At 51.7% G+C, this 26,524-nt stretch carries 23 protein-coding genes and 1 pseudogene; 10 read left to right on the forward strand and 14 right to left on the reverse strand.

The window, feature by feature from the left end:
- The first annotated feature begins 275 nt into the window (after positions 1 to 275).
- Together ACLJRU_RS17220 and ACLJRU_RS17225 are read left to right on the forward strand one after the other, a co-directional pair.
- Positions 276 to 1,438 (forward strand): annotated as a pseudogene (locus ACLJRU_RS17220) (metallo-dependent hydrolase).
- Positions 1,435 to 2,643, forward strand: a complete 1,209-nt coding sequence (locus tag ACLJRU_RS17225; protein ID WP_000203131.1) for an MFS transporter — start codon at positions 1,435 to 1,437, stop codon at positions 2,641 to 2,643. The pseudogene ACLJRU_RS17220 and the gene ACLJRU_RS17225 overlap by 4 nt, the downstream one beginning before the upstream one ends.
- Positions 2,644 to 2,696: 53 nt before the next feature.
- Here ACLJRU_RS17225 and ACLJRU_RS17230 read toward each other — a convergent pair whose 3' ends face one another.
- From ACLJRU_RS17230 to tamA, 3 genes are read right to left on the reverse strand one after another with little or no spacing between them, the layout of a single operon-like run.
- Complete coding sequence (locus tag ACLJRU_RS17230) at positions 2,697 to 3,041, reverse strand: gamma-glutamylcyclotransferase (RefSeq protein ID WP_001219167.1); 345 nt, start codon at positions 3,039 to 3,041, stop codon at positions 2,697 to 2,699.
- Between the two features lie 2 nt (positions 3,042 to 3,043).
- Positions 3,044 to 6,823: an autotransporter assembly complex protein TamB gene (gene tamB, locus ACLJRU_RS17235; protein ID WP_001541392.1), complete on the reverse strand. Its 3,780-nt coding sequence runs from the start codon at positions 6,821 to 6,823 to the stop codon at positions 3,044 to 3,046.
- Positions 6,820 to 8,553 (reverse strand): autotransporter assembly complex protein TamA, encoded by a 1,734-nt coding sequence (tamA, locus tag ACLJRU_RS17240; RefSeq protein ID WP_038394076.1) that lies wholly within the window; start codon positions 8,551 to 8,553, stop codon positions 6,820 to 6,822. The genes tamB and tamA overlap by 4 nt, the downstream gene beginning before the upstream one ends.
- 212 nt (positions 8,554 to 8,765) lie before the next feature.
- On the opposite strand from tamA, the gene msrA reads away from it, so the two are divergent.
- A complete protein-coding gene (gene msrA / locus ACLJRU_RS17245) occupies positions 8,766 to 9,404 on the forward strand; it encodes a peptide-methionine (S)-S-oxide reductase MsrA (protein ID WP_038394075.1) in 639 nt (212 codons plus the stop codon).
- Positions 9,405 to 9,586: 182 nt separating this feature from the next.
- Positions 9,587 to 10,930 carry a hemolysin family protein gene (locus ACLJRU_RS17250; RefSeq protein WP_000934974.1) on the forward strand — a complete coding sequence of 448 codons (1,344 nt, stop codon included), beginning with the start codon at positions 9,587 to 9,589 and terminating at the stop codon, positions 10,928 to 10,930.
- An 84-nt stretch (positions 10,931 to 11,014) separates the two neighbouring features.
- On the opposite strand, the gene ACLJRU_RS17255 is transcribed toward ACLJRU_RS17250, so the two are convergent.
- The gene (locus ACLJRU_RS17255; RefSeq protein WP_000689229.1) at positions 11,015 to 11,221 is read right to left on the reverse strand and encodes a DUF1107 domain-containing protein; all 207 of its coding nucleotides are present in this window, start codon (positions 11,219 to 11,221) and stop codon (positions 11,015 to 11,017) included.
- A 326-nt stretch (positions 11,222 to 11,547) separates the two neighbouring features.
- Here ACLJRU_RS17255 and ACLJRU_RS17260 point away from each other — a divergent pair, with 326 nt between their 5' ends.
- Positions 11,548 to 12,105, forward strand: a complete 558-nt coding sequence (locus tag ACLJRU_RS17260) for a YtfJ family protein (protein ID WP_001541388.1) — start codon at positions 11,548 to 11,550, stop codon at positions 12,103 to 12,105.
- Here ACLJRU_RS17260 and cysQ read toward each other — a convergent pair.
- Complete coding sequence (cysQ, locus tag ACLJRU_RS17265; protein ID WP_000893398.1) at positions 12,095 to 12,835, reverse strand: 3'(2'),5'-bisphosphate nucleotidase CysQ; 741 nt, start codon at positions 12,833 to 12,835, stop codon at positions 12,095 to 12,097. The genes ACLJRU_RS17260 and cysQ overlap by 11 nt on opposite strands.
- Before the next feature lie 267 nt (positions 12,836 to 13,102).
- On the opposite strand from cysQ, the gene ACLJRU_RS17270 reads away from it, so the two are divergent.
- Entirely contained in the window at positions 13,103 to 15,046 is a 1,944-nt protein-coding gene (locus ACLJRU_RS17270) for a bifunctional 2',3'-cyclic-nucleotide 2'-phosphodiesterase/3'-nucleotidase (protein WP_001541385.1), read from the forward strand.
- Between the two features lie 57 nt (positions 15,047 to 15,103).
- Here ACLJRU_RS17270 and ACLJRU_RS17275 read toward each other — a convergent pair whose 3' ends face one another.
- A complete protein-coding gene (locus ACLJRU_RS17275) occupies positions 15,104 to 15,490 on the reverse strand; it encodes a winged helix-turn-helix transcriptional regulator (protein ID WP_001201299.1) in 387 nt (128 codons plus the stop codon).
- An 87-nt stretch (positions 15,491 to 15,577) separates the two neighbouring features.
- Here ACLJRU_RS17275 and ACLJRU_RS17280 point away from each other — a divergent pair, with 87 nt between their 5' ends.
- From ACLJRU_RS17280 to ytfE, 3 genes are all read left to right on the forward strand, one after another.
- Positions 15,578 to 16,426 carry an SDR family oxidoreductase gene (locus ACLJRU_RS17280; RefSeq protein WP_000560608.1) on the forward strand — a complete coding sequence of 283 codons (849 nt, stop codon included), beginning with the start codon at positions 15,578 to 15,580 and terminating at the stop codon, positions 16,424 to 16,426.
- Between the two features lie 80 nt (positions 16,427 to 16,506).
- Positions 16,507 to 17,472 carry a DMT family transporter gene (locus ACLJRU_RS17285; RefSeq protein WP_000623290.1) on the forward strand — a complete coding sequence of 322 codons (966 nt, stop codon included), beginning with the start codon at positions 16,507 to 16,509 and terminating at the stop codon, positions 17,470 to 17,472.
- Positions 17,473 to 17,574: 102 nt separating this feature from the next.
- Positions 17,575 to 18,237 (forward strand): iron-sulfur cluster repair protein YtfE, encoded by a 663-nt coding sequence (gene ytfE / locus ACLJRU_RS17290; protein ID WP_001541383.1) that lies wholly within the window; start codon positions 17,575 to 17,577, stop codon positions 18,235 to 18,237.
- A 66-nt stretch (positions 18,238 to 18,303) separates the two neighbouring features.
- Here ytfE and ACLJRU_RS17295 read toward each other — a convergent pair whose 3' ends face one another.
- From ACLJRU_RS17295 to fklB, 4 genes are all read right to left on the reverse strand, one after another.
- Positions 18,304 to 19,692 (reverse strand): hypothetical protein, encoded by a 1,389-nt coding sequence (locus ACLJRU_RS17295; RefSeq protein WP_001541382.1) that lies wholly within the window; start codon positions 19,690 to 19,692, stop codon positions 18,304 to 18,306.
- A 14-nt stretch (positions 19,693 to 19,706) separates the two neighbouring features.
- A complete protein-coding gene (locus tag ACLJRU_RS17300; protein ID WP_023235484.1) occupies positions 19,707 to 20,846 on the reverse strand; it encodes a DKNYY domain-containing protein in 1,140 nt (379 codons plus the stop codon).
- Positions 20,847 to 21,183: 337 nt separating this feature from the next.
- Positions 21,184 to 22,587 (reverse strand): D-serine/D-alanine/glycine transporter, encoded by a 1,404-nt coding sequence (gene cycA, locus ACLJRU_RS17305; RefSeq protein ID WP_001541380.1) that lies wholly within the window; start codon positions 22,585 to 22,587, stop codon positions 21,184 to 21,186.
- A 295-nt stretch (positions 22,588 to 22,882) separates the two neighbouring features.
- Positions 22,883 to 23,503 carry an FKBP-type peptidyl-prolyl cis-trans isomerase gene (gene fklB, locus ACLJRU_RS17310; RefSeq protein ID WP_011264460.1) on the reverse strand — a complete coding sequence of 207 codons (621 nt, stop codon included), beginning with the start codon at positions 23,501 to 23,503 and terminating at the stop codon, positions 22,883 to 22,885.
- 219 nt (positions 23,504 to 23,722) lie between these two features.
- On the opposite strand from fklB, the gene ACLJRU_RS17315 reads away from it, so the two are divergent.
- Positions 23,723 to 24,358 (forward strand): OapA family protein, encoded by a 636-nt coding sequence (locus ACLJRU_RS17315; protein ID WP_001119448.1) that lies wholly within the window; start codon positions 23,723 to 23,725, stop codon positions 24,356 to 24,358.
- A gap of 49 nt (positions 24,359 to 24,407) precedes the next feature.
- Here ACLJRU_RS17315 and ACLJRU_RS17320 read toward each other — a convergent pair whose 3' ends face one another.
- The 4 genes from ACLJRU_RS17320 to priB all read right to left on the reverse strand — a co-directional run bounded on the left by ACLJRU_RS17320 (position 24,408) and on the right by priB (position 26,519).
- Positions 24,408 to 25,334 (reverse strand): DMT family transporter, encoded by a 927-nt coding sequence (locus tag ACLJRU_RS17320; RefSeq protein WP_000381068.1) that lies wholly within the window; start codon positions 25,332 to 25,334, stop codon positions 24,408 to 24,410.
- 147 nt (positions 25,335 to 25,481) lie between these two features.
- Positions 25,482 to 25,931 carry a 50S ribosomal protein L9 gene (gene rplI, locus ACLJRU_RS17325; RefSeq protein WP_001196065.1) on the reverse strand — a complete coding sequence of 150 codons (450 nt, stop codon included), beginning with the start codon at positions 25,929 to 25,931 and terminating at the stop codon, positions 25,482 to 25,484.
- 41 nt (positions 25,932 to 25,972) lie between these two features.
- Positions 25,973 to 26,200 (reverse strand): 30S ribosomal protein S18, encoded by a 228-nt coding sequence (rpsR, locus tag ACLJRU_RS17330; protein ID WP_000135199.1) that lies wholly within the window; start codon positions 26,198 to 26,200, stop codon positions 25,973 to 25,975.
- Between the two features lie 4 nt (positions 26,201 to 26,204).
- Positions 26,205 to 26,519 (reverse strand): primosomal replication protein N, encoded by a 315-nt coding sequence (priB, locus tag ACLJRU_RS17335; RefSeq protein ID WP_001519453.1) that lies wholly within the window; start codon positions 26,517 to 26,519, stop codon positions 26,205 to 26,207.
- Positions 26,520 to 26,524 lie beyond the last annotated feature (5 nt).

Genomic DNA, 26,524 nt, shown 5'->3' on the forward strand with positions numbered 1-26,524 from the left:
TTATTAAAAAGGGTTGAATACGCTCACATTTTCTCTAAAAAGCTTAAGATAATAATTGTTTTGTGAATGCCCGCAGACTCCTCTGGACTTACGCCCTAAATATTAGCAAGCGCCAAATTCTTATTTAGTGCATAGGCCCGATTACCTTTTTAATAAGGTATCCTAAGCTCTCCCTACCAATAACCGTATTTTTAATCCAACATAATATCCGCTCAAAACACACTTTTTAATATATTTTTAAGGGTTGCCATAATTATTTACTATTTTAAGAGATTATGATGAAAAATGATATATTAATTACCGGTGGACATATCATCGATCCCGCTCGTAATATTAATGAGATTAACAATTTACGCATCATTAACGATATTATCGTTGATGCCGATAAATATCCTGTAACTTCGGAGACCCGGATTATCCATGCCGACGGCATGATCGTCACTCCCGGTCTTATCGATTATCACGCGCATGTTTTTTATGACGCGACGGAAGGCGGCGTCAGGCCTGATATGTACATGCCGCCGAATGGCGTCACCACCGTCGTGGATGCAGGTTCTGCCGGTACGGCAAACTTTGATGCCTTCTACCGAACGGTGATTTGCGCCAGCAAAGTTCGAATCAAAGCGTTTCTGACCGTGTCGCCGCCGGGCCAAACCTGGTCACAAGAAAATTATGATCCTGACAATATTGATGAAAATAAGATCCACGCGCTGTTTCGTCAGTATCGCAACGTTCTTCAGGGATTAAAACTCAAGGTTCAGACTGAGGACATTGCTGAATATGGCTTAAAACCGCTGACTGAATCCCTTCGTATTGCCAACGATTTAAAGTGCCCCGTGGCAATACACTCGACTCATCCCGTCATTCCCATGAAAGAACTTGTCTCCTTGCTACGCCGCGGCGATATTATCGCTCATGCGTTTCACGGCAAAGGTAGCACCATTCTTACTGATGAAGGCGCTGTCTTAGCCGAAGTCCATCAGGCAAGGGAAAGAGGCGTTATATTTGATGCCGCCAATGGTCGCAGCCATTTTTCAATGAACACGGCACGCCGGGCCATCGCCAATGGCTTTCTTCCGGATATCATCAGTAGCGTTCTCTCAACCATCACTAAACTCGCCTGGCCTGTTTACGCCTTACCATGGATTTTATCGAAATATTTAGCACTCGGCGTCGCGCTTACCGATGTCATTAACGCCTGTACCCATACCCCAGCAGTTTTATTGGGCATGGCAGCAGAAATTGGTACGCTGGCCCCGGGGCATTTGCCGATATCGCCATCTTTAAATTAAAAAACAGGCATGTTGAATTTGCCGATATTCATGGTGAAACGCTCACGGGGACGCATGTGCTGGTACCACAAATGACCATAAAATCCGGTGAGATATTATTTCGTCAAATTGATTTTGGCGCGCGGCCAAACGGAGTTGAAAAATGACCTCAATGCAAAAATGGCTACGGATCGGCGCGACATTAATGTTCGGCCTTTTTGTTGCTTATCTTGACCGTTCTAATCTTTCCGTTACGTTACCTACGATTACACACGACCTGAATATTGATGGCGCAACGGCCAGCATTGTATTAACCATATTTCTTATTGGCTATGCCTTTTCAAATATTTTTGGCGGCGTATTTACCCAGCGATACGATCCGAAAAAAATAGTCATTCTGATGGTGCTAATCTGGTCGATTGCGACCGTTTTTGTCGGATTTACCTCATCAGTATACGTTATTTTGATTTGTCGGCTGGTGCTTGGTATTACCGAAGGCATTTATTGGCCGCAGCAGTCCCGCTTCGCCAGCGACTGGTTTTCAGACAAAGAACGGACGCAGGCGAACAGCATTATCCAGTATTATGGACAGTTCCTAGCATTAGGCCTGGGATTTATGATTTTGTCCCCGCTGGATGCTGCCTTCGGTTGGCGAAATGTTTTTATTATCACTGGTGTGATCGGCATTGTTGTTGTGGTTCCACTTTATATAACAATGCTGAAAAAACAGGAAGAAGCGCCTTATTATCGTGCGCCGGCGCCAACAGAGAAAACTAAACTTACCCTGGAATCGCTGGGCGGAACCCCCTTCCTACTTCTTATTTTTACCTACATCACTCAAGGGATGTTGTTCTGGGGAATTACGTTATGGATACCCATGGTTGTCAATTCTCTCGGCTATACCGGATTCAGTAAAGCATTGGTCAGTTCTCTGCCTTATCTGACTGCGGTTATACTGGCAATCCCTATCTCATGGATCAGTGATAAGACACAAAAACGTGTACTTATTGCTTCACTGGGCCTACTAATCCCCGGTGTGATGTTATTTCTCCTGCCATTTGTCGATGCGCCGGGCTTTAAAATCACGCTCATTACCCTGGCGATGGGTTATTATGCCGCCAGCTTTACCCCCAATATCTGGTCGATTATCCAGTCGAACGTTAAACCCCATGCGATTGGCCCAGCCTCCGGTATTATTAATGGCATCGGCGCCGGCGGCGGCGGTACGTTGGCAGGCCTTATGGTCGGCTATTTTTACCGGACAACCGGCAGCTACATGCAGGGATTTATGGTTCTCGGATGCATTGTTATCCTGGGCGGCGCGTCATTATTGATCTACGGCAGAATAAGAGCTCACCATGCCCGGCGCTAGCGCCATCAGCCAGAATGTAAAAAACAACGCCACCCGAGGGTGGCGTGTTCAGTTCAGGGCTGGTTTCTGTCTAACCAGTCACCGCTTTCAATCAGAGTTAACCCATCAACAGGACGTTGATATACATACATCCATGCGCTGCCGTAAGGCGTCTGGATTAACTGGCGTGCGTATTCACCGCCCCTGGTGCGCAAAGCATCAAGTTCGGCCAGCGTGGCGTTATCAATTCGATAAACTTCACCGTATACCGCTCCGTTTCCCGGAACTGCGCCTGGATAGTGGCCCAGACTATACAACTGGTAGTTATCGATACGGTAATCGCCAAGCAATTGGGCATTGGTCATCCAGTGACTGTTGCCTTGTTTCTGTCGTAAACTGCCATAGACAAATATTCGCATTGCTAAAACTCAAACTGATAGAGCAAATCAAGTGCCTGATCTACGCCAGACACTGCTTCCAGATATAGCTTAGGCATCAGGCGATAACGTAACGTGAGCGTCGCCAGAGAGTCAAATATCCCTACACCATACTTCACCTGTAGACCCGGCAGTACATAGCCGCTGACCACAACCTGGGACGAATCGCCCACCCCTTGCGTGTCCAGCGCCAGATTACTTACACCGAATGTCTCTCCGATTTTACCCACAACCTGACCACTTTGCGCAACCCCCAGGCCAATAAGCATGGAAGTTATTGCTGCGCTATCACTCTGATTGCTGTCCAACCCCTGCCCACGCAGCAGATAAGAAAGCGCTTCAGCCTGCGGCATCGCCGGATCGGAGAAGATTTCCGCTTTGGGTTCATCAGCAGTGCCTGTGACGCGCACGCCCGCAATGACATCGTCTTCGGTGGCGTCAGGGTTACGGATCGCTTCGATATTGAGCAGCGGCTGATCCGGCGGGCCGGAGAACAGCAGCTCGCCTTTACGGACAAGCAGGTCCTGGCCGTAGGCGCGGAATCGGCCGTCAGGAATATTGATTTGACCATTCAGCCCCAGCCCCTGCTTATCCTGCGCGACTTTCAAAACGCCGGTCAAACGCGCTTTAAGCCCGAAGGCGTCGATGCGCACGTTGTTGCCGACGTGGACCGTCAGATTACTGTTGATGGGAATAGACGCTGTCTGCGGCGTTTCTGGTTGCAAGTCATTGTTGAGCATAACCACATCGCTGGAGACGCCGACCGCGCTCTCCGGCAGGTCGTGCACCACAATTCGTGCCCACGGAACGTCCACACGCCCATCCAACGTGAACAGCGAAGGCGTCGCGTCAAAGACCACATCCGGCGAGACATCCAGGCGCACCATCGGCGGAACGGTAATCCGCACCCGGCTGCCTTTCGCCGTCACCCGCGCGCGCCAGTTGTCAATCTGACTCCAGTCGGCGTTACCGTTCAGGTTAATTTGCCCTTGTTGTGTTCGCACGATACCGGCGAGTGTCGAACGCGTCCCGCTAAAGTTCATGGTGAGCTGGCTCGGCTGCATCTCAAACGGCATAAAATTACCGTCAATATCCAGCGCGCTAAGCTGCAACTGACCAAACAACTGCGGGCTTTGCACATCGCCGCCCAGACGTAGCCTGGCGTTTAACATTCCCGCCGCTTTTTCGCCGCGCGAAAAGACAGGGTTGACCATCGCCAGATTGAGATTGCGCATGTTGACGTTACCGCCGAGATTGCGCCGCCCCTGAGGATCGGTTACCTGCACCTGGCCATCGAATTGACCATTGTTCGTCAGGCGAATCAGCCATCCCAACTCGGCGCGATTATTGTGCAGATCGGCGCTGAGGTTCAGCGTCTCAAACGCGACCGGTAACGGCGCGTCATTGACGGTCTGCGTGACCTTCACATTACGACCGGAAAGCGTGACCTTCCCCTGCGGCAATCCCTCCTGGGTGGTGTCCCACGACACGTCCGCTTTCCCGCTAAAGATCCCGCTGGCCTGAGTGGTATCAGGCATAAATGGCTTCAGCATCGCCAGATCAAAGCGGTTGAGATTGACCACCGCCCGTCCTGCGGCGCCCGCATCAATGGTTTGCGGGATGCACAGCTCGGCGTTCGGGTTCAGCCAACAATGTGGCCCGATACTGATTTTCTGTTCTTTATTACGGTAGTCCAGCGCAATCGCGCGGGTCAACGACCATGGCCCCACTGGCGTCTGGAAACGGGTGTCGCTTAACGTCCCTTTCCAGCGCGCCGCCTCGCGATCAAAACTGCCTGTCAGGGAGAGTTGACCGGATACCGGTTCTCCCTGAACACGGAGCTGTAGCTGATGCTGCTTCTCGCTGCCTTTGGCGTCAAGCGTCACCAGATTGATGTTAACGTCGGGCTGCGAAATCCGCTCTACGCGAACGTTGAGATGGCCCGCTATCTGATCGGTGGATTTAATATCGCCCTCAATGCGCGCCTGGGCGACAGACAGCTCCTGCCAGCGCAGACCGCGGGCGGTGATATCCGCCAACAGCTGCGGCGCTTCTACCGTACCGCGGACTTTAACGATTCCTTTTGCCATGCCACCCAGTCCTGGCAGCGCATTATCCAGCCCTGGCGCATCGATGGCGGCGTCAAGATTCAGCTCCTTAACGCCAAGCTCGCCTTTTATATCGGCGCTGTTTGGGCCCAGCGCAAGGTGCAGCCCCGGGATCGTCCACTGCATGTAGCTGTTGCCCTTTAGCGTCCCGTTGACGTTAACGCTGTTCTGCTTCACATTGCCGGTCAGCTTGAGCTCCGGGACATCCATCTGCCAGGTGCCGCCGTAGAGGCTGCCTTTGGTTTTCATGACGCCGTTAAGCTTCGCGGGCCAGTCCGGGATCTCTTTAGCGGTATTGATGCCATTCAGCGTCAGTTCGCCACGCCAGCTAATCGCCTGCTGCCAGTCCACCAGCGCTTTCAGTTCGGTTTTTCCCTCCAGAGCGGCGATGGTAAGTTTATCGAGATTAATCTGCCGCTCATTCCCTTTGGCATCCAGCGTGATGGTCGCCGGCGGAATATCTTGTCCTTTCACGGCGGTTCGCATCGACAACGTATAGTCGGTCATCTTACCGCTCAGTTTGAGCTTCAGATCGTCAGCCTGAAACTGGGTATCACCCGTCAATGGCCAGGCAATGCGTTGGCTGACGACTTCAAGATTGAGCGGTAAACCGGCCTCCGCCAGCCGCGTCTGGGCGCGAAGCGCGACATCCATCGGCCCGGAAAGGTTCACCCCGACCTCCAGTTGTTCGCGTAACGCGCCGCCGACCTTGAGTTTTATCTTTTCACCCTTTAGCGGATCGATATTTAGCGTACTGTTGAGCGTAATATCAACCGGCCAGTTATTGGCGAGCTGCGCCGTACCGGAGGCTTTCACCGTGCCCTGGTTGGCGTCGATATCCAGCGTATCCAGCTTCATATTACCGTCGATACTGCTGACTTTAAGCAGCATCGTGCGCACCGTCAGATCGGTATCGCCGGTGATGCGTAGCTGCTCGCCGCGAAACGACTCGATATTCAGATTGAGCGGCAGGTGAACATCGGTCATCTCCGGCATTACTGGTTTTGCAAACAGATCTTTTAGCGTTTCGCCAAGCGGCTTTTCATCCGGTTGAGGTTTCTCGATTTTGGGTTCAACCACCTCTTCCTGCGCCACGTCAGCGACCTTCGGCAGCGCGATCAGCAATCCCTGAAGCCGCGTCGGTTTCAGGGTCAGGTTTTTCTCCTGCCATGCCAGCCCGGAGGTAAAATCCAGCACCGAAACGGTAGTGTCATCAATCTTGATATTGATGTTATTCAACGCCACGCGCGACAGCGTGATGGGCCAGTGCGTGGAGAGGTTCAGCGGTCCGCTTTCTTCCTCTTCTTGCGCCGGTTCGGAAGGCGGCATTTTTTTGCTGTCGATAGCGACATAAATGTCTTTTAGCGCCAGATCATTGACGCACAGGCTACTGCGCCACAGGTAATCAAGCCCGACGGCCAGATGAATTTCGCCCGCATTTACCGCAACGCCCGGCTGCTCATAGCGGATATTTTTTAACGATAAGTCCCGCCAGCCGCCGGTGACCTGCCCAATCTCCAGCCCCGGCACCCAGCGGTTCGCCGCACTGAATACCAGATGCAGCCCCGTCGTCGTCCCGACCAGAAACGCAACGCTCGCCAGTAACACCACAATGAAAATCAACACGCCGAGGCTTATTTTCTTCCATAAACTCATAATTCAGGCCCCAGACCGATATAAAACTGTAAACCGTGTTCGTCTTTGTCGCCGACCGGTACGGCAAAATCGAGTTTGATAGGCCCAACCGGCGACGCCCAGAGCACGCCGCCCCCGGTCCCGGTTTTGAAATCGCTACGGCGAATATCACTCACCGCCTCGCCGCTATCGACAAACACTGCCCCCCACCATTTACCGGTGACGTTATACTGGTACTCCAGCGATCCGGTTGCCAGTTTTGAGGCGCCTTTAAGATTGCCGTCGCTATCTTTAGGCGAAATAGATTTGTATTTATAGCCGCGAATACTGCGGTCGCCCCCGGCGAAGAAACGTAAATCCGGCGGAACTTTGTCGAAATCACCGGTTTCTATCCAGCCCAAATTGGCGCGCATCACAAAACGGTGGCGATCGTACAAAGTCCGAATCCAGACGTTTTGCGCCTGCAGCACGGAGAAATCCACGTCGGAGCCCCAGGCCGTATTCGAATAGTCTACTGAATAGCGCTGCGAATCGCCCCAGGTTGGCATCAGTCCCCCTCGCGAGCGGGTTCGGCTGATCATCACGCCCGGGTAGAACAGCATGGTGGTATTGGTGACGTTCCCCTGGGTAAAGTGGTCGAAACTCCAGCGCAGGTTAATCGCCCGCTGCCAACCACTGGAAAGGTCCCAGTAACGCGACACGGCAAGCGTGGTCGAGTCCTGCTCCGTATCATTCAAATCGGTACGTTTAAAACCGCCCTGTACCAGATAGTATTGCTCCAGCGGTTTTTTCAGCAGCGGCATTTTATAACTAAAATCCAGCACCTGTTCCGGCGCAGAAATACTGGTGCTGGTGGTAAGACTATGACCGTAAGAGTTCATCCACGGTTTTTTCCACGACGCTTTCACGCGCGGCCCGACGTCGGTGGAGTACCCCCCCCCGGTTTCAATCGTATTTTCGGTTCGCGGCGATACCACGCCTTTTAACGGCAGAATTTTTGTTTTACGCGATTTCTCAAATTCCGGCGCCACCACGACAGAATTAAACCATCCGGTAGCGGAAAGTCGGCGGTTTAGTTCCGCCAAATCTTTCGATTCGTACTCATCACCCTCTTTAAACGGCAACAGATTTTGTAAATATTCATCACGAATCTGCGAACCTTCGAAGGTGACAGGTCCGAAGCGATAGCGCTCACCGCTATCATAATCAATATCCCAAAACGCCTGATGGCGGCCCAGAGCAATTCCCAACTGACTTTTAACGAATTCGCTGTCGAAATAGCCTTTACGTAGCGACACGCTGGTTAACGACTTTTTAAAATTGTCATAGTCTCCCTGGTTCAGCACCGTGCCGATTGCCGGACGCGTTTTCAGTAAGGCCAGATAATCTTTGTCCGTACGCGCGCCGCCGCGTAAAATGACTTCTGTACAGCCAATCAACACCGGCTGGCCGGGCGTAACCCTGGCGATTAATACCTGCCGTCCTTTCGCAGGCGGTGGAAGCAAGTCGAATTTGATAGTGGGTTCGTAATAGCCTAACGCTTTAAGCCCTTCGCGAATCGCATCATCAACTCGGGCGCGAAAGCGCCGATCCGGCGTCACCTCATCGCTCTGAATCGTAGAGAGCTGTGCGCGAACGTTTTTTTCCAGCTCTCCGGATAGCCCTTCGACTTTCAGACGAACATTTGCGGCTACCGCAGAACTGCTCAGGCACAGTAAGCTAACCCAACATAACTGACGGATATGTGGCACATTTTCTCCTGAATATCCCCTATTCCCACCCCTGGAAAAAATCACACTACCGCTCCGCGGCTTAACATAAAATCAACAATTTCGATTGAAAAGCAGACGACTGCCCAAATATTTCTTATGGTTAAATCCAGATACATTAATGTTGTTATTGTGTGCAAAGATGCGTCTCGTTACAACCTTAACGCCAATTAACGCTTTCGGGAGAATAGCTCATGAATTTATTTGATAAAAAACATCTGGTTACTCAAGCAGATGCGTTACCAGGACGCAACACCCCGATGCCGATCGCCACTCTGCATGCGGTAAATGAACACTCTATGACCAATGTCCCTGCCGGGATGGAGATCGCCTACTTCGCTATGGGCTGTTTCTGGGGCGTAGAACGTTTATTCTGGCAATTGCCCGGCGTATATAGCACCGCGGCAGGGTATGCGGGCGGTTACACGCCTAATCCAACCTACCGGGAAGTCTACTCCGGGCAGACCGGTCATGCCGAAGCGGTACGGATAGTGTACGATCCTGCCGTTATCCGTTATGAGCAGCTTTTACAGACCTTCTGGGAAAATCACGATCCGACGCAGGGGATGCAACAGGGTAACGATCACGGTACGCAATACCGTTCTGCGATTTATCCCTTAACGCCGGAACAAAATGCCGCCGCTCACGCCAGTCGCGAGCGCTTTCAGTCGGCAATGGCCGCCGCCGGAGACCATCGCCCTATTACCACGGAAATCGCCCATGCGACGCCGTTTTACTACGCCGAAGATGAACACCAACAGTATCTGCACAAAAATCCATACGGTTACTGCGGGATTGGCGGGATCGGCGTTTGCCTGCCGCCTGACGCGTGACGACGTTGGCGTAGGGGGAACTTGTCGGAGTTGAAAATGAACCCTCTGGCGACTTTACAGTAGCTTACGCTATACTAGCCCTGAACTTATCGGCTCACTGCTACGAGCCGGTTTTCATTAAACGTTACCACACGGATTTATAAACTTCCCTTCCGAGGATCTGGCGTTTCGCCGGATAAGATATGTTAAACAGTATATTCATTATATTCTGCCTGATCGCTGTAAGTGCGTTCTTCTCCATCTCCGAGATCTCGCTTGCCGCATCACGTAAGATTAAACTTAAGTTATTAGCTGATGAAGGCAGTATCAACGCACAACGCGTATTGAAAATGCAGGAAAATCCCGGCATGTTTTTCACCGTTGTGCAAATTGGCCTGAACGCCGTCGCTATTCTTGGCGGTATCGTCGGCGATGCGGCATTTTCGCCCGCCTTTTCCGCCCTTTTCTCGCACTATATGTCGCCAGAACTCTCCGAGCAGCTGAGCTTTATTCTCTCTTTCTCGCTGGTGACGGGGCTGTTTATCCTGTTCGCGGATTTAACCCCGAAACGCATCGGTATGATTGCGCCAGAAGCTGTGGCTTTGCGTATCATCAACCCGATGCGCTTCTGCCTGTTCGTTTTTCGCCCGCTGGTGTGGCTGTTTAACGGCATGGCAAACAACATCTTCCGCCTGTTCAAAATTCCAATGGTGCGGAAAGACGACATTACTTCTGATGATATTTATGCAGTGGTGGAAGCCGGCGCGCTGGCGGGCGTCTTGCGCAAGCAAGAGCACGAACTAATTGAAAATGTGTTTGAACTTGAATCCCGCACCGTACCGTCTTCTATGACGTCGCGCGAAAGTATCATCTGGTTTGATCTGCACGAAGACGAACAAAGCCTGAAGAAAAAGGTCGCCGAACATCCGCACTCAAAATTTTTGGTGTGTAATGAAGATATCGACCACATCATCGGCTATGTAGACTCCAAAGATCTGCTAAATCGCGTGCTGGCGAACCAAAGTATGGCGCTGAATAGCGGCGTGCAAATTCGCAATACCTTGATTGTGCCGGATACGCTGACCCTTTCTGAGGCGCTGGAAAGTTTCAAAACGGCGGGCGAAGATTTCGCGGTCATTATGAATGAATACGCACTGGTCGTCGGTATCATTACGCTGAACGATGTGATGACCACGCTAATGGGTGACCTGGTCGGCCAGGGACTGGAAGAGCAAATTGTGGCGCGCGATGAAAATTCCTGGCTGGTTGACGGCGGCACGCCGATTGACGACGTCATGCGCGTGCTGGATATCGATGAGTTTCCGCAATCCGGCAACTATGAAACCATTGGCGGCTTTATGATGTTTATGCTGCGCAAGATCCCAAAACGCACTGATTCGGTGAAGTTTTCCGGCTACAAATTTGAAGTGGTGGATATCGACAACTACCGTATCGATCAGTTGCTGGTGACGCGTCTCGACAATAAAAGCAACGTACCGGCGCCGAAACTGCCCGATGCGCAAGGTAAAGAAGACAGCGCGGCCTGAAATCCGTTTGCCAGAAACATCAACGGCTCCTGATTCAGGAGCCGTTTTTTTTTACTTTTTTAACCTACTGCATAGCACTTTTGGTTACGCCATCTCAGTTTGCAGACGCATAACCTGACGGTTAACTTCAGACATCACAGACAAGTGCTGCTTGTCCCTCACTTTTGGGATAAGAATCTTACCCTTATCGAACTCAAAAGCGCCAACATCCTTGATATATAACCGTCCACGGAACAGGATCTTCACGTACTTCGCCACCTGTAGCGGGTTGTAGCGTTGGAAAATTTTCATTGTTGTCTCCTGCAGAGTATTACGCCCTTGCGGTGCCACAATCGGCCCAACAGTTTTAAGGCGCAAATTTTAATGCCATATGACTATAGACCATATCTACGTCGTTTCCAGTGTGCATAAGTATATTTACCTTTTGATTACAGTTATTCAGAATTATCTAAACATCAGCTCATTTTTCTCAGTATATGCCTTCATTTTTCACAGGAAGTGAGCGCCCGCCCGCAAACTGGCATCCCCTTTGCGAGAAAAAGCATCAATCGCACATATGATTAACTATCGGCCCAAAGTGGTCGGATCACCTGCAAAAAAATAAAGAAGGAATGACCATGACCCTACGTAAAATTCTGGCGATATCGTGTCTGCTACTCCCCATAATGGCTTGTGCGCATAACCTTGAAGATAACCAACGGGTGCCGCCGGTAGGCATTGCCGACCGTGGCGAACTGACGTTGAATAAAGATGAGTTTAGTTATAAAAACTGGAATAGCGCGCAGCTGGCGGGAAAAGTGCGCGTCCTGCTGCATATTGCGGGTCGAACGTCAGCGAAGGAAAAAAACGCCACGCTGATTGAAGCGATTAAATCCGCCGGGCTTCCGCATGACAGATACCAGACGACCACAATTGTGAACACCGATGATGCGATCCCCGGCTCCGGTATGTTCGTGCGTAGCAGTATAGAAAGTAATAAAAAGCTCTACCCGTGGTCGCAATTTATTGTCGACAGCAATGGCGTGGCGCGTAACGCCTGGCAATTAAAAGAAGAGGGGTCCGCCGTCATCGTGCTTGACAAAGACGGTCGGGTTCAATGGGTGAAAGATGGCGCGTTAACCCAGCAAGAGGTACAGCAGGTGGTCGACCTGCTGCATAAGCTCCTCAGTAAATAGTCACCCGGAAGCCGGGGTTAAGGAACGACTCACGAGGGGTATAGTCCAGCGTTTTTCCCTGCCAGTCGTGAACGTGCGCCCCGGCTGCAACAGCAATGGCATGACCTGCGGCAGTGTCCCAGACGCTGGTCGGCCCAAATCTGGGGTAAAGCTGCGCCTGGCCTTCCGCCACAAGGCAGAATTTCAGCGAGGAACCAATAGAGGTTGTCTGATGTTCGCCAAGCTGTTGGAGATATTCGGTGAGTTCATCATCCGTATGCGAACGGCTAATCACCACCAGCGGCGGGCGGGCATCCCGGACCTGAATCTGCTTACGCACCCCGCACTCCTCTTTCCAGGCCTTACCTTCCGCCGCGTAGTACATCACTTTCAGCACCGGCGCATAGACCACGCCCAACACCGGCTTGCCCTGCTCAATCAGCGCGATATTGACCGTGAATTCGCCATTGCGCTTGATGAACTCCTTGGTGCCGTCGAGCGGATCGACCAGCCAGTAACGCTGCCAGTGCTGGCGCACTTCCCAGGCAGGCGGATCTTCTTCTGAAAGCACCGGAATATCCGGCGTGAGCGTGCGTAACCCTTCGAGAATCACGGTATGTGCAGCGATATCCGCCGCAGTGACTGGAGAATCGTCCTGCTTGCGGGCGTACTCCATCGGTTTGGCTCCATCATAAACCTGCATAATGGCATCGCCCGCGTTCCGTGCAAGCTGGCATACTTGTTCTAACATTCTCCACCTCTTTATGACAGGGGCGTTAACTCGTTGTTTTACTTATACCCGATCGTTAAGGGTTCCGCCAACTGTGATACCGTCTGCGGTTTTGATAATACCTTTCATGGCATGATTCACCCTTCTGTGAACACTCGCAAAAAATCGGCCGGATGGGGCGGTTTCGCCTTCTTCTGGCGACGGTCGGAACGATATCGGGTTTCACTGTTTATCATCGCTATTTTTCACTATCCGGCTTTTCTATTGCGTTCTTAAAAGGTGCCTCTGATGATTAAGTTTAGTGCAACGCTTCTGGCTACGCTGATCGCCGCCAGCGTGAATGCGGCCACCGTCGATCTCCGTATCATGGAAACTACTGATTTACATAGCAACATGATGGATTTCGATTATTACAAGGATACCGCAACCGAAAAATTCGGATTGGTACGTACCGCAAGTTTGATTCATGCCGCCCGAAATGAAGTCAAAAACAGCGTGCTGGTGGATAACGGCGACCTGATTCAGGGGAGCCCTCTGGGCGATTATATGGCGGCAAAAGGGCTCAAAGACGGTGATGTTCACCCGGTCTATAAAGCGCTCAACACTCTGGATTACGCGGTTGGAAACCTCGGCAACCATGAGTTTAATTATGGTCTGAACTATCTGCATAACGCGCTGGCTGGCGCGAAATTCCCTTATGTTAACGCCAATATTATCGACGTTAAAACCCAAAAACCGCTCTTTACGCCTTATCTGATTAAAGAGACGAGCGTTATTGATAAAGACGGCAACCCGCAAACTCTGAAAATCGGCTATATCGGCTTTGTTCCGCCGCAAATCATGATTTGGGATAAAGCGAACCTGAGCGGCAAAGTTACCGTCAATGACATTACGGAAACCGCCCGGAAATATGTGCCCGAAATGCGCGAGAAAGGCGCTGATATCGTGGTAGTCATTGCTCACTCAGGCCTTTCTGCCGATCCGTACCACAGCATGGCGGAAAACTCGGTTTATTACCTCAGCGAAGTTCCCGGCGTCGACGCGATTATGTTTGGCCACGCTCATGCCGTCCTCCCCGGTAAAGATTTTGCCGACATCAAAGGCGCGGATATCGCCAAAGGTACGCTTAACGGCATTCCTGCGGTAATGCCTGGCATGTGGGGCGACCATCTGGGAGTGGTCGATCTGGTGCTCAATAACGACAGCGGCAAATGGCAGGTTACACAGGCGAAAGCGGAAGCGCGGCCTATCTATGACGCCGCCGCTAAAAAGTCGCTGGCGGCGGAAGACAGTAAGCTGGTCGGTATTCTGAAAGCCGATCACGATGCCACCCGCGAGTTTGTCAGCAAGCCCATCGGTAAATCCGCCGATAATATGTACAGTTATCTTGCTCTGGTGCAGGACGATCCTACCGTACAGGTGGTGAATAACGCGCAAAAAGCGTATGTGGAACACTTTATTCAGGGCGATCCGGATCTGGCGAAACTGCCGGTGCTGTCCGCCGCCGCGCCGTTTAAAGTTGGCGGGCGTAAGAACGATCCTGCCAGCTTTGTCGAGGTGGAAAAAGGCCAGTTGACCTTCCGTAACGCCGCCGATCTTTATCTCTATCCGAATACGCTGGTGGTGGTGAAAGCCAGCGGCAAAGAGGTAAAAGAGTGGCTGGAATGTTCTGCCGGACAGTTTAATCAGATTGATATTCACAGCAACAAACCGCAATCGTTGATCAATTGGGATGGCTTTCGCACCTATAATTTCGATGTCATTGACGGCGTGAATTATCAAATCGATGTGTCACAGCCCGCCCGCTATGATGGCGAATGTCAGATGGTGAATCCGCAGGCAGAACGTATTAAAAACCTGACCTTTAAGGGTAAGCCTGTCGGCCCGAACGCTACGTTCCTAGTCGCCACGAATAACTATCGCGCTTACGGCGGCAAGTTTGCCGGCACGGGCGACAGCCATATCGCCTTTGCGTCTCCGGATGAAAATCGCGCCGTGCTGGCGGCATGGATTGGCGCAGAATCAAAACGCGCGGGCGAAATCCATCCGGCGGCGGATAATAACTGGCGTCTGGCGCCAATCCACAGCGATACGGCGCTGGATATCCGCTTTGAAACATCGCCAGGCGATAAAGCCGCTGCCTTCATTAAAGCGAAAGGACAGTATCCGATGAAGAAGGTTGCCGTCGATGATATTGGTTTTGCCATTTATCAGGTGGATTTGAGCAAGTAACGTGAGTCCCGTATGGCGCTGCGTTTATTCGGCCTGACTGGCAGGCCGAATAAAGCGCTAGCCGCCATCTGATAAACGGTCCCGTTGCGCCAATACCTGGGACAAATTCAGTTCTATCCAGTCCGCCAGCGCGGCGACTTTATCGCTCACCTGCTCGCCAAGCGGCGTCAGGCTGTACTCTACATGCGGCGGAACAACTGGATATGACACCCGGTTGAGAAATCCGTCCTGTTCAAGCGCCTGTAACGACTGCGCCAGCATCTTTTCACTCACGCCTCCCATCTTGCGACGCAGGTCGCTAAAACGGTGTGTACCGTCGCGTAACGCGACCAGAATCAGTACGCCCCAGCGACTGGTGACATGTTTTAACACCTCACGGGACGGGCACTGTTCAGCAAAGAGATTGCCTTCACGCAACTGCCGGGAAAGAGTATGAGCGCGCATTGATACTTACCTTTTTGTACGTACTTACTAAAAGTAAGTTTAGGTGGTAGCGTAATAAAACACAAGACCAACACTGAGGAGTTCACCATGATTGCTATCACTGGCGCAACAGGCCAACTGGGCCAACACGTTATTGAAAACCTGCTAAAAACGACGCCCGCCAGTCACCTCATCGCGATCGTCCGTAACCCGAAAAAAGCCGCCCCGCTCAGTCAGCGCGGGATTGCCGTTCGCCAGGCGGATTACGCTAACGAAGCCGCGCTGACCACCGCCTTACAGGGCGTTGATAAACTGCTGCTTATATCATCCAGCGAAGTGGGACAACGCACCGCGCAGCACCGCAACGTCATTCAGGCCGCCATTGCCGCGAAGGTGAAATTCATCGCCTATACCAGCCTGCTACATGCAGATAAATCGCCGCTGGCGCTCGCCGATGAACATATTGAAACGGAAAAAATGCTGGCTGAGTCAGGTATTCCTCACACGCTATTACGTAACGGCTGGTATACGGAAAACCACCTGGCGAGCGTCCCTGCCGCGCTGAAGCATGGCGTCTTTATTGGCGCAGCGGGAGAAGGGAAAATCGCCTCCGCAATGCGCGCTGACTATGCCGCCGCCGCCGCGCGCGTCATCCGTGAAGAGGGTCACGCCGGGAATGTCTACGAACTGGCGGGTGATGACGCCTGGACATTAAGCCAGTTGGCGGATGAACTTACTCATCAAAGCGGAAAAAAAATCGTCTACCAGAACCTGAGCGAAGTCGATTTTGCCACCGCGCTGAAAGGCGCAGGCCTGCCTGACGGACTGGCGGATATGTTGGCCAATTCTGACGCTGGCGCGGCGAAAGGCGGTCTGTTTGATGACAGCCATACACTGCGTAAACTCATCGGTCGCCCGACGACGACGCTCACAGAAAGCCTTCGCTCCGTACTGTAAGTGTTAAAATTTAGTTAATTTATGTGGCATCCTCATAGACCTTCTCTGATAATGACGGAACGGTTTGTGAGGAGAATCTGATGATTAGCGGCGTGCTATACGCCCTGCTGGCAGGGCTAATGTGGGGATTGATTTTCGTCGGCCCGTTAATCGTGCCGGATTACCCGGCCCTCTTACAGTCAATGGGACGCTATCTGGCGCTGGGGCTGATTGCCCTGCCGATTGCCTGGTTAGGCCGCACGCGGTTACGCCAGTTAACGCGCAAAGACTGGTCCACCGCCCTGTCGCTGACCCTGATGGGCAATGTAATCTATTACGCCTGCCTCGCCAGCGCCATTCAGCGAACCGGCGCGCCGGTGTCGACGATGATCATCGGGACATTGCCGGTCGTCATTCCGCTTTTCGCTAACGTTCTCTATAGCCAACGAGACGGCAGATTATCCTGGCGGCGTTTAGCGCCCGCGCTGGCGCTTATCGGTTTTGGCCTGCTGTGCGTCAATATTGCTGAACTTAGTCAGGGATTATCCGATGTTAGCGGCTGGCGCTATGGTTCAGGCATTGTGCTGGCGCTGATTTCCGTAGCGTGCTGGGCATGGTATGCGCTGCGCAACGCCCGCTGGCTGCGGGAAAATCCCGACAAACATCCCATGATGTGGGCAACGGCGCAGGCGCTGGTTACGCTGCCGGTCTCGTTAATCGGCTATGCGGCGGTCTGTCTGTGGCTGAGTATCCAGAAACCGTTGTTTACCCTGCCCTTTGGCCCGCATCCCGCGCTGTTTATCGGTCTGATGATCGCCATCGCAGTGCTGTGTTCCTGGGTGGGCGCGCTGTGCTGGAATATCGCCAGCCAAAAATTGCCAACCGTTATTTTAGGGCCGCTGATTGTTTTTGAGACGTTGGCGGGACTGCTCTATACCTTCATTCTGCGCCAGGAAATCCCGCCATTCCTGACGTTAAGCGGCATTGCGCTCCTGGTGGCGGGCGTGGTCATTGCCGTGAGAGCGAAACCGGAAAAAGCGACCGTCGTTCCGGTCACGGAACGCTAATTTCATACTCGCTTAAATTATACGCACCCCGAAAGAGTTATAGCCTTGCCTTAAAGATGCATTTAAAATACAACTTATATTATTGCAAATGAGGTAACGGCTATGGCTTATCGCGATCAACCTTTAGGCGAACTGGCGCTCTCTATTCCCCGCGCATCGGCGCTGTTTCGCCAGTACGATATGGATTACTGCTGCGGCGGAAAACAGACGCTGGCGCGCGCCGCCACGCGTCACGACGTCGATATTGACATCATTGAAGCGCAACTGGCGCAGTTGGCTGAACAGCCCATCGAAAAAGACTGGCGCGCCGTTCCGCTGGCAGACATTATTGACCATATCGTTGTGCGCTATCATGACCGACATCGCGAGCAACTGCCGGAGCTTATCCTGCAGGCAACCAAAGTGGAACGCGTCCACGCGGATAAGCCAAACGTCCCACGCGGCCTGACAAAATATCTCACCGCGCTGCATGAAGAGCTTTCCAGCCATATGATGAAAGAAGAACAGATCCTGTTCCCCATGATCAAACAGGGTATGGGTCGCCAGGCAACGGGCCCGATAAGCGTAATGGAAAGCGAGCATGACGAGGCGGGAGAGCTGGTAGACGTCATCAAACACGTCACCCAAAATGTAACGCCGCCGCCAGAAGCTTGTACCACCTGGAAAGCGATGTATAACGGCATTAATGAGATGATTGATGATCTGATGGAGCACATCAGCCTGGAGAATAACGTGCTGTTCCCACGCGCGCTGGCCGGGGAATAATCCACCGCCAATAAACGATCCTGAACGTATAGACAGGATCGTTTATTCTGAATCGACTAACGCTTTTTAGCGAGAGGTGAATGCATTATTAATAACCTCATATTTCCCCTCCTCAGTGACCAGATAATAACCGCTCTTGTCGATATGCGCAGTATCCAGCGTCCGCGTTACGTTACGCCGTTGCCCGCTATCCACCAGCGTATCACCGAAGAAATAGAGATAACGATCGTCATGAGCAAAAACATCAGAAAATGAACCATCGGGATTTTTAAACCACACCAATGGTCCAATAGGATCGATAATCTGCACGCCCCCATCGCCGATAAAATAGATCTGTTTACCCACCAAATTAGCGCCAGCTTTCAGCTGTACCTGCGGATCAGGCAAGCGGGTGATGGTTAATACCCTGTCGACCGGAGAGACATACTTCACCTGGTACAATAGATCTTTGTACTGTGCTACCGTCCAATTGTAATGAATGGGATGGAAATATTCTGGATCAACATTGGGAATAGTCGCTATTCGGCAGTCATCGCCTCGGCGCGATGCCTCTCGCGTCATCCATGTCACCTTATCCCGCTGTACATTAAACGTATTGAGACAGTCTTTGCCGAAGTAATAGCGTTTTACGCCTGCTTTGTCGCGATAGAGTAACTGCACACCAGCGACCCAGCGCACAACATGAAAAGAGTTCGGATCGGCATCAATTGCCACACCATTAACAAAAACCTGCGTGGCGGTACGTAGAATAGTGTCCCACGGGCCAGGATTAGATGTAGTATCGCAGCTGGTCGGCGAAAACAGAATATTACGCTGCTCCCAGGATTTAACGCCCAGGATGGAATATCCCTGCGCACTAGCCAGCCAGCGTCCCTGAAAGTAGAGGTTGCGCCTGTCTTTAAGCACATCGCCGGAGTCGCTTAATTTGATGTTGCCGCCAACCTGCTGCAACGAATCTATATCGACCCTTTTTTCACCATGATTATCATCTGTGCGCTCGCCGTCGAAGTAAAGACTATCTTTATCAGCGGCAAAGCGTCCATACGCCCGAAAAGTCGCTGCATCCACTGGCGGCTTACCCGGTGGATTTTGTACGATTTTCCCAGCCCATAAAATATGCTGGCCGTCGGTTAGCCAATAAAACTGCCAGAAATCATTTTTTATTAGCGATGAAAAAGCGGCGACATGAACAAAATCATTACTCATTTTTCCACGGTCATTATATTCATTAACAATGCGGTCAGGAACGTGCCGTAGTTGACTAAATTTTACCTCTCGAATTTCAATATCTTTAAAATTAATACCATAATCATAATCTTCTTCAACTACATATTTCGTTCCCTGCCCCCACGGCTGATAGTGAAACAAAGCATATGGAATGCCGGAACAGGCCAGAGCTAACACTGGTGCCAGCATTAATAAAATCGATAAACAGAACTGTTTTATTCTCAACATTGCGCCATCCTGCGCTAGTGGTAATCAGAGGGAAGCAAAGAGATAACGTCAGTGGGCGCTGGTGATACCGTCGTCCACTCTGTTAATATCGGGTTATAGCGCTGCCATTGATCACGTGAGATCTGGCGATATAATTGCCCATCCGCGGACAAAGCCAGATGGTAGTAATTATAGGTAACTCTATCTATTTTCAGCGCCGGAAGTTTTTCCTGCGACGTAAAAATGCGCAGTACCCCCTCGCCCAACGCATTCGTGCTCACCTGATAAATACGATCCTTATACCAACCGGTGTTCCCGTTCAGACGAAAAAAATACTCCGGATCGACACCCGGCAGGGTTTCCACTTTACAACTGCTCCCGGCGTTGGTTGCCTCATGTTTCAGCCATGTCACCTCACGCAGGCCAATATTAAAATAGCCGCAGTACCGACTGGAATTATCAATCTCATAGTCATGCTTACCGGTTTTATCACGATAAATTAGTACCTCGCCAGGCATCCAGCGAATGATTTGAAACGTATTAGCATCAGCGGTAATGGGTATGCCGTTCACAATCACCCGTTGCGCCGTCGTCACAATAAACTCCCTTGCCGAAGTGGAATCCAGCCTCAACACGCGAAACCCATCGGCCCGCCCCAGCCAGCGGCCTTCATAATAGAGATTATTTTTATCCCGCAGCAGATTCCAGATTTTCGTCTCTGCCAGAGTCGCCATATCCACACGTTTTTCACCCGCATTGCTATCACGACGTTTACCATCAAAATAGAGACCGTGTTTATCGGCGGCAAAGGCGCCAAAAGACTGAAAGCTGGCAACATCAACGGCAGGCTCATCCCCGGTATTCTGGACGATTTTGCCTGCCCACAGGATAAAGAGCCCATCGCTGAGATAAGCGTGCTGACAAATATGATTGTCGTCGCAGTTATGGCTGTCGGGATTGATTTCTATTAACGGGCGAGGGTCTTGCGGGTGAGATAAATCGGCAATACGCCGTAAATGCGAATAGCTAACGTCAGGCAGTCGGGAGAGAATTTGCGGTTCGTCGTCGGCGGTATAAAAAACGCCGTCCTTATCCTGCTGATACTGAAAATCTGCGAACGCAGGAACAGGCAGCAGCAAAAGCGTAACGCTTAAAATCCAGCGTCGAATGGTCATAATTACAGTTTGAAATAGGAGATTAATTTGTTACTTAAACCACTTTTTCAACGTATTATCCAGCGCGAGCCGCCATTATAGGAATTCATCAAGGCGGCACTTACCGTCAGCCTGCAATTTACAGCTGCCCTTCCTGAAGAAACGTTTTTCGCGTCATTGCATCAGCGGACAAACACTCATTTCCTGAGCTTTTCATCTCCATACGCTATCAAATGTGGCGAGAAAAATAGCTCGTTAAGGAGCGGGAAGCGACAAAATGGGGCGTAAAAATGAAGAAAGCGCCCCGGCGGGTACGTTATGCGCATACCCCCTCGCCTAAGCGAGAGGGATAAATCCGTCATTTAGCCAGTTTGTTCTTACGCAGGAACAGCCAGCCCAGACCCAACGCGATAAACCACAGCGGCGTCACGATCAGCGCCTGGCGCGTATCGTCTTCCAGCGTCAGTAATACCAGCACGAACGCAAAGAACGCCATACAGACCCAGCACATCAGCTTACCGAGCGGCATCTTATAGATGGATTTCTCATGCAGGTGGGGACGCTTTTTGCGGTACACCAGGTATGAACACAGAATGATGGTCCAGACAAACATAAACAGGATAGCCGAAACCGTAGTGATCATGGTGAATGCGCCAATCACGCTCGGGTTGACCATCAGCATAACCACGCCGCCCAGCAGGCAGATACAGGAGAAGGTCAGGCCTTTCGCCGGTACCGCGCGTTTCGATAGCTTAGCGAACGCTTTTGGCGCCACGCCTTCTTGCGCCAGGCCAAACAGCATACGGCTGGTCGAGAAGACGCCGCTGTTGGCGGAAGACGCCGCCGAGGTCAGCACGACAAAGTTGATCACGCTCGCAGCGGCAGGCAGACCCACCAGTACAAACAGCTCAACAAACGGGCTCTTATCCGGCACCACGGAACTCCACGGCGTCACCGACATAATGACAATCAGCGCAAAGACGTAGAACATGATGATACGGATCGGTATTGAGTTAATCGCGCGCGGCAGCGATTTTTCCGGATCTTTAGTTTCTGCGGCGGTAGTACCAACCAGCTCAATGCCCACGAAAGCGAACACTGCAATCTGGAAACCGGCAAAGAACCCGCTAATACCTTTCGGGAACCAGCCGCCGTCATTCCACAGATGCGCGAAAGACGCTTCAACGCCTGTCGGCGATTTAAAGTGCATCGCAATCATCACCAGCCCGACCACAATCAACGCCACAATGGCGACGATTTTGACCATAGCAAACCAAAATTCCATTTCACCAAACATTTTAACGGTGGCGAGGTTGAGGCTTAGCAGCAGGATCACTACCGCCAGCGAGGCGACCCAATCGGAAAGGCCGGGAAACCAGAACTGCGCGTAGGCGGTAATCGCCACCACGTCAACCATACCGGTCACCACCCAGCAAAACCAGTACGTCCAGCCGGTGAAATATCCCGCCCAGGGGCCAAGCAGGTCGGAAGCAAAATCGCTAAACGATTTATATTCCAGATTCGAGAGCAGCAATTCCCCCATGGCGCGCATCACGAAAAAAAGCATAAAACCGATGATCATATATACAAAAATGATCGACGGTCCGGCGAGACTGATCGTTTTACCCGATCCCATAAACAGACCGGTACCAATAGCGCCGCCAATAGCGATAAGCTGTATATGACGGTTTGTAAGATTGCGCCGTAGCGACTGTTCAGCCGGAGCCTGTTCGTCGGCTGCGACTTTTACCTGATCTACCATGTTTTTCTTCCTGTACCTGTCTGTGTTGTGCGGGCTCTACGGCCTTTGGTCTATGATACGACGATCCTGTTATCAGGACTCATCGATATTAGGTAAGAATCGGCGGGATGAATACTAAGATTCAAATACAATGTTAATTTTATGTTTAAAATGAGTGTTATATCACTTTGATAATGCGAATTAGCTCACAAAAATACACGTAACGACGCCATTTGCAAAATAAAATATTGGCATCTGCTGAAGTCAGGGTTGCCGGATAAGGCGTTTACGCCATCATCCGGCAAACCCGGGGCGCTTAGAGAATTTCCAGCAGTTCCACCTCAAACACCAGGGTGCTGAATGGCGGAACAGAGGCCCCGGCCCCACGCTCGCCATAGGCCAGCTCCTGTGGGATAGTCAGTTCCCATTTGGAACCTACCGGCATCAGAGTCAGAGCTTCAATCCAGCCGGCGATCACGCCATTTACCGGGAATTCAGCCGGTTCGCCGCGCGCGACGGAGCTGTCAAATACGGTGCCATCAATAAGCTTACCGGTGTAATGCACGCGTACGCGGTCGGTACGCGCCGGAATCGCGCCTTCGCCCTGCGTCAGAACGCGGAACTGTAAACCAGACTCAGTACTGTTCACACCGTCTTTTTCGCGGTTTTCTTCCAGGTATTTCACGCCTTCGGCCGCCATCGCTTTGAAACGCTCACGACGCACCGCGTCCGCACGCTCATGAATTTCACGCAGCGCACGATGCACCACATCAACAGGAACCGCCGGGTGTTTACCTTCCAGCGCATCAGCAATGCCTGCAACCAGCGCTTCAGGCAACAGCCCTTCAAGACCGGATTCGCTGAGCTGCTGCCCTACCTGCAAACCAATGCCGTAGCTCGCTTGCGCTTCAATAGTGTCAAAAGTCGGGGTGGCCATTATTTTTCCTTCATCGGATATCAAAAAAGTAGCGGGCAGCATAACAGCCACGCTTCTTCTGGTAAAACTTTGTCTCAGGGAGGATGACAAATCGCAGGGAAAAAGAAACAATAGATTATCCGTATTGATGTCACGAAAGCGGATAGCACTACCAGTATCATAGCGTTAGCCATCTATACTCTATGATTAAGGAACGAGATGCGGAGCAGGAGGTAAACCATGCCCGGGCGCTTTGAATTAAAACCAACCCTGGCGAAAATCTGGCACGCGCCGGATAATTTTCGCATCATGGAACCGCTGCCGCCTATGCATCGTCGTGGCATTATCATTGCCGCTATCGTGCTGGTGATCGGTTTCCTGCTGCCCGCCAGCGAGACCAGCGACTCACCTGTCGTCACGCGGGAAGCGCAATTGGATCTGCAATCGCAATCACAGCCGCCGACGGAGGCCCAGCTTCAGGCGCAGCTGGTCGCGCCGCAAAACGATCCGGATCAGGTGGCGCCCGTTGCGCCGGAACCTATCCAGGAAGGCCAGCCGGAAGAACAAAACCAGCCGCAGACGCAGCCTTTCCAGCAGGATAGCGGCATCGGTCAACAGTGGCGCTCGTACCGGGTAGAGTCTGGTAAAACTCTGGCGCAACTGTTCCGTGACCACGGGCTGCCCCCGACAGACGTTTATGCAATGGCGCAGGTAGAAGGCGCTGGCAAACCGCTGAGTAATCTCAAAAATGGTCAAATGATTAAAATTCGCCAGAATGCCAGCGGGGTGGTGACAGGTTTAACGATAGATGGCGATAACGGTCAACAGGTGCTGTTTACGCGTCAGCCTGACGGCAGTTTTATTCGCGCACAGTAACGCCGGCTACGCCTTATCCCGCCTGTACCCTATTCGTTCAGGTGAAGCATTACCGCTTCACCTTATTCACCCACCAAATCCCCGAACATACCAGCACCAGCGCAATCATGTATTTCCACTCCAATATATTCTCGCCGAGAAAAATAGCCGAAAGAGCCGCGCCGGAAACCGGGATCAGAAAGTTAAACGGCGCAATCATCCCCACACGGTTATATTTGAGTAAAATGCTCCATAGCGCAAAAGCGACCGACGAGAGTAACGTCAGGTAGACTAAAATCGCCACCGACGAGAAGCCATGTATCGTCAGCGTACCGCCAAAAACGTAACCGCCAATGACCAGTACCAGACCGCCAATCCCCAATTGATAGCCAGTCATGACCATCGGATCGACCGTCTGCGAGAGACGTTTGCCATACAATGTGGCCGCAGAAAGAATAAACGCCGCCAGCACCACGGAGCCTTCTCCCGGCAGATTAAAGCTGAAATCCAGGCCGTTGCTGACGTTCACCGCCATAACGCCCGCAAAGCCCAGAATACAGCCGAGCGTTTTGTTGTAGCTCAATCGGTCGTTCTGATAAATAAAGTGCGCCAGCAATACGCTGAAGAATGTGCCTGTCGCGTTCATGATTGAGCCTTTCACGCCGGAGGTGAACGCAAGGCCGATATAGAAAAAGAGATATTGCAGCGACGTCTGAGTCAGCCCCAGTAACGTTAACTGAGCAAACTGGCGCGGACGAAACCGACCAATCGGTTTACGCTGAAGCAGCGCGAACAGTAGCAGCAACCCACCCGCAAACAAAAAACGATAACCAGCAAAAACAATTTTAGAAGGGATATCGTCGGTGGCTATCTGAAAGAGGTCATAACCGCTTTTGATGGCTGGATAAGCGCTGCCCCATAGCAGGCAACAAAATGCGGCACACACATAAACGACGTTTTTGCGGGCAAACGGGGAGGCCTGGCGTTGGGTATCCATTCTTTCACCAAGAAATTAAAATAATGTTTTATTTTTAATTATCGCGAAAAGAGGGGGAGATAGCCAGTCGAAAAGCGATGGGGTTAAAAAAGCAAAACGCCGGCGCTGGGCCGACGTTTCGTTGCTAGCAAAAACGAGAATGCCTGATTACTCAGCAACCACGTTGATGATAACTTTTGCGAATACTTCGCTATGAACCTGGAAGTTCACTTCGTGTTCGCCAGTGGTACGCAGAACGCCGTTCGGCAGACGAACTTCGCTCTTAGCCACGTCAACGCCAGCTGCAGTCACAGCGTCAGCGATGTCGCGAGTACCGATGGAACCGAACAGTTTACCTTCGTCGCCTGCTTTAGACGCGATAGTAACGGTTTCCAGGGCGTTGATTTTCTCTGCGCGTGCATTTGCAGCAGCCAGAACGTCAGCCAGTTTAGCTTCCAGTTCAGCGCGACGTGCTTCGAAGTATTCAACGTTTTTCTTGGTAGCCGGAACAGCTTTACCCTGTGGTACCAGGAAGTTACGAGCATAGCCCGCTTTAACGTTAACCTGATCACCCAGGCTACCCAGGTTTGCTACTTTATCAAGCAGAATAACTTGCATTACCTTATCCTCTCAAAGTCGTATTAATGGACCGTGACCGATTACTGATGGCGATCAGTGTACGGCAGCAGAGACAGGTAGCGAGCGCGTTTGATAGCGCGAGCCAGCTGACGCTGGTATTTTGCACGGGTACCGGTGATACGGCTTGGGACAATCTTACCGCTTTCGGTGATGTAGTTTTTCAGCGTAGCGATATCTTTATAGTCGATCTCTTGAACGCCTTCCGCGGTGAAACGGCAGAACTTGCGACGACGGAAATAACGTGCCATATGGCTAGTCTCCAGAATCTATCAATTCAATCTGCTCGGCATGCAGAACCATTTTGCTCAGACCGTTCTTTGCCTTGTGGCAAGAAATAAACCCCTGAACGGTTATGCGGCTGCCGACCGTTATACTGTGAGTAATGGCCTGGTTTTCGTGTCCGCTAACAATAACGGGCATTTGGCACCACGCCTGCCGGTGAAAGCCGGCTTCCTCTTGCACAGAACGATGCTCAAGCACGAACTGGCAATGCGGAATTCCTGATGGACTGACCTTTCGAAGGGGGGCCCTGCACACGGTGCCGGACAACGCCAGACGGTTGGTCATCAGAA

This window comes from Salmonella sp. SAL00653, assembly GCF_046552515.1.
GTDB lineage: Bacteria > Pseudomonadota > Gammaproteobacteria > Enterobacterales > Enterobacteriaceae > Salmonella > Salmonella enterica.

Bases quoted from the DNA above. Each gene is read 5' to 3' on its own strand.
- ACLJRU_RS17225 (WP_000203131.1), top strand. From the start codon at position 1,435: ATGACCTCAATGCAAAAATGGCTACGGATCGGCGCGACATTAATGTTC.
- ACLJRU_RS17230 (WP_001219167.1), bottom strand. From the start codon at position 3,041: ATGCGAATATTTGTCTATGGCAGTTTACGACAGAAACAAGGCAACAGT.
- tamB (WP_001541392.1), bottom strand. From the start codon at position 6,823: ATGAGTTTATGGAAGAAAATAAGCCTCGGCGTGTTGATTTTCATTGTG.
- msrA (WP_038394075.1), top strand. From the start codon at position 8,766: ATGAATTTATTTGATAAAAAACATCTGGTTACTCAAGCAGATGCGTTA.
- ACLJRU_RS17250 (WP_000934974.1), top strand. From the start codon at position 9,587: ATGTTAAACAGTATATTCATTATATTCTGCCTGATCGCTGTAAGTGCG.
- ACLJRU_RS17255 (WP_000689229.1), bottom strand. From the start codon at position 11,221: ATGAAAATTTTCCAACGCTACAACCCGCTACAGGTGGCGAAGTACGTG.
- ACLJRU_RS17260 (WP_001541388.1), top strand. From the start codon at position 11,548: ATGACCCTACGTAAAATTCTGGCGATATCGTGTCTGCTACTCCCCATA.
- cysQ (WP_000893398.1), bottom strand. From the start codon at position 12,835: ATGTTAGAACAAGTATGCCAGCTTGCACGGAACGCGGGCGATGCCATT.
- ACLJRU_RS17270 (WP_001541385.1), top strand. From the start codon at position 13,103: ATGATTAAGTTTAGTGCAACGCTTCTGGCTACGCTGATCGCCGCCAGC.
- ACLJRU_RS17275 (WP_001201299.1), bottom strand. From the start codon at position 15,490: ATGCGCGCTCATACTCTTTCCCGGCAGTTGCGTGAAGGCAATCTCTTT.
- ACLJRU_RS17280 (WP_000560608.1), top strand. From the start codon at position 15,578: ATGATTGCTATCACTGGCGCAACAGGCCAACTGGGCCAACACGTTATT.
- ACLJRU_RS17285 (WP_000623290.1), top strand. From the start codon at position 16,507: ATGATTAGCGGCGTGCTATACGCCCTGCTGGCAGGGCTAATGTGGGGA.
- ytfE (WP_001541383.1), top strand. From the start codon at position 17,575: ATGGCTTATCGCGATCAACCTTTAGGCGAACTGGCGCTCTCTATTCCC.
- ACLJRU_RS17295 (WP_001541382.1), bottom strand. From the start codon at position 19,692: ATGTTGAGAATAAAACAGTTCTGTTTATCGATTTTATTAATGCTGGCA.
- ACLJRU_RS17300 (WP_023235484.1), bottom strand. From the start codon at position 20,846: ATGACCATTCGACGCTGGATTTTAAGCGTTACGCTTTTGCTGCTGCCT.
- cycA (WP_001541380.1), bottom strand. From the start codon at position 22,587: ATGGTAGATCAGGTAAAAGTCGCAGCCGACGAACAGGCTCCGGCTGAA.
- fklB (WP_011264460.1), bottom strand. From the start codon at position 23,503: ATGGCCACCCCGACTTTTGACACTATTGAAGCGCAAGCGAGCTACGGC.
- ACLJRU_RS17315 (WP_001119448.1), top strand. From the start codon at position 23,723: ATGCCCGGGCGCTTTGAATTAAAACCAACCCTGGCGAAAATCTGGCAC.
- ACLJRU_RS17320 (WP_000381068.1), bottom strand. From the start codon at position 25,334: ATGGATACCCAACGCCAGGCCTCCCCGTTTGCCCGCAAAAACGTCGTT.
- rplI (WP_001196065.1), bottom strand. From the start codon at position 25,931: ATGCAAGTTATTCTGCTTGATAAAGTAGCAAACCTGGGTAGCCTGGGT.
- rpsR (WP_000135199.1), bottom strand. From the start codon at position 26,200: ATGGCACGTTATTTCCGTCGTCGCAAGTTCTGCCGTTTCACCGCGGAA.
- priB (WP_001519453.1), bottom strand. From the start codon at position 26,519: ATGACCAACCGTCTGGCGTTGTCCGGCACCGTGTGCAGGGCCCCCCTT.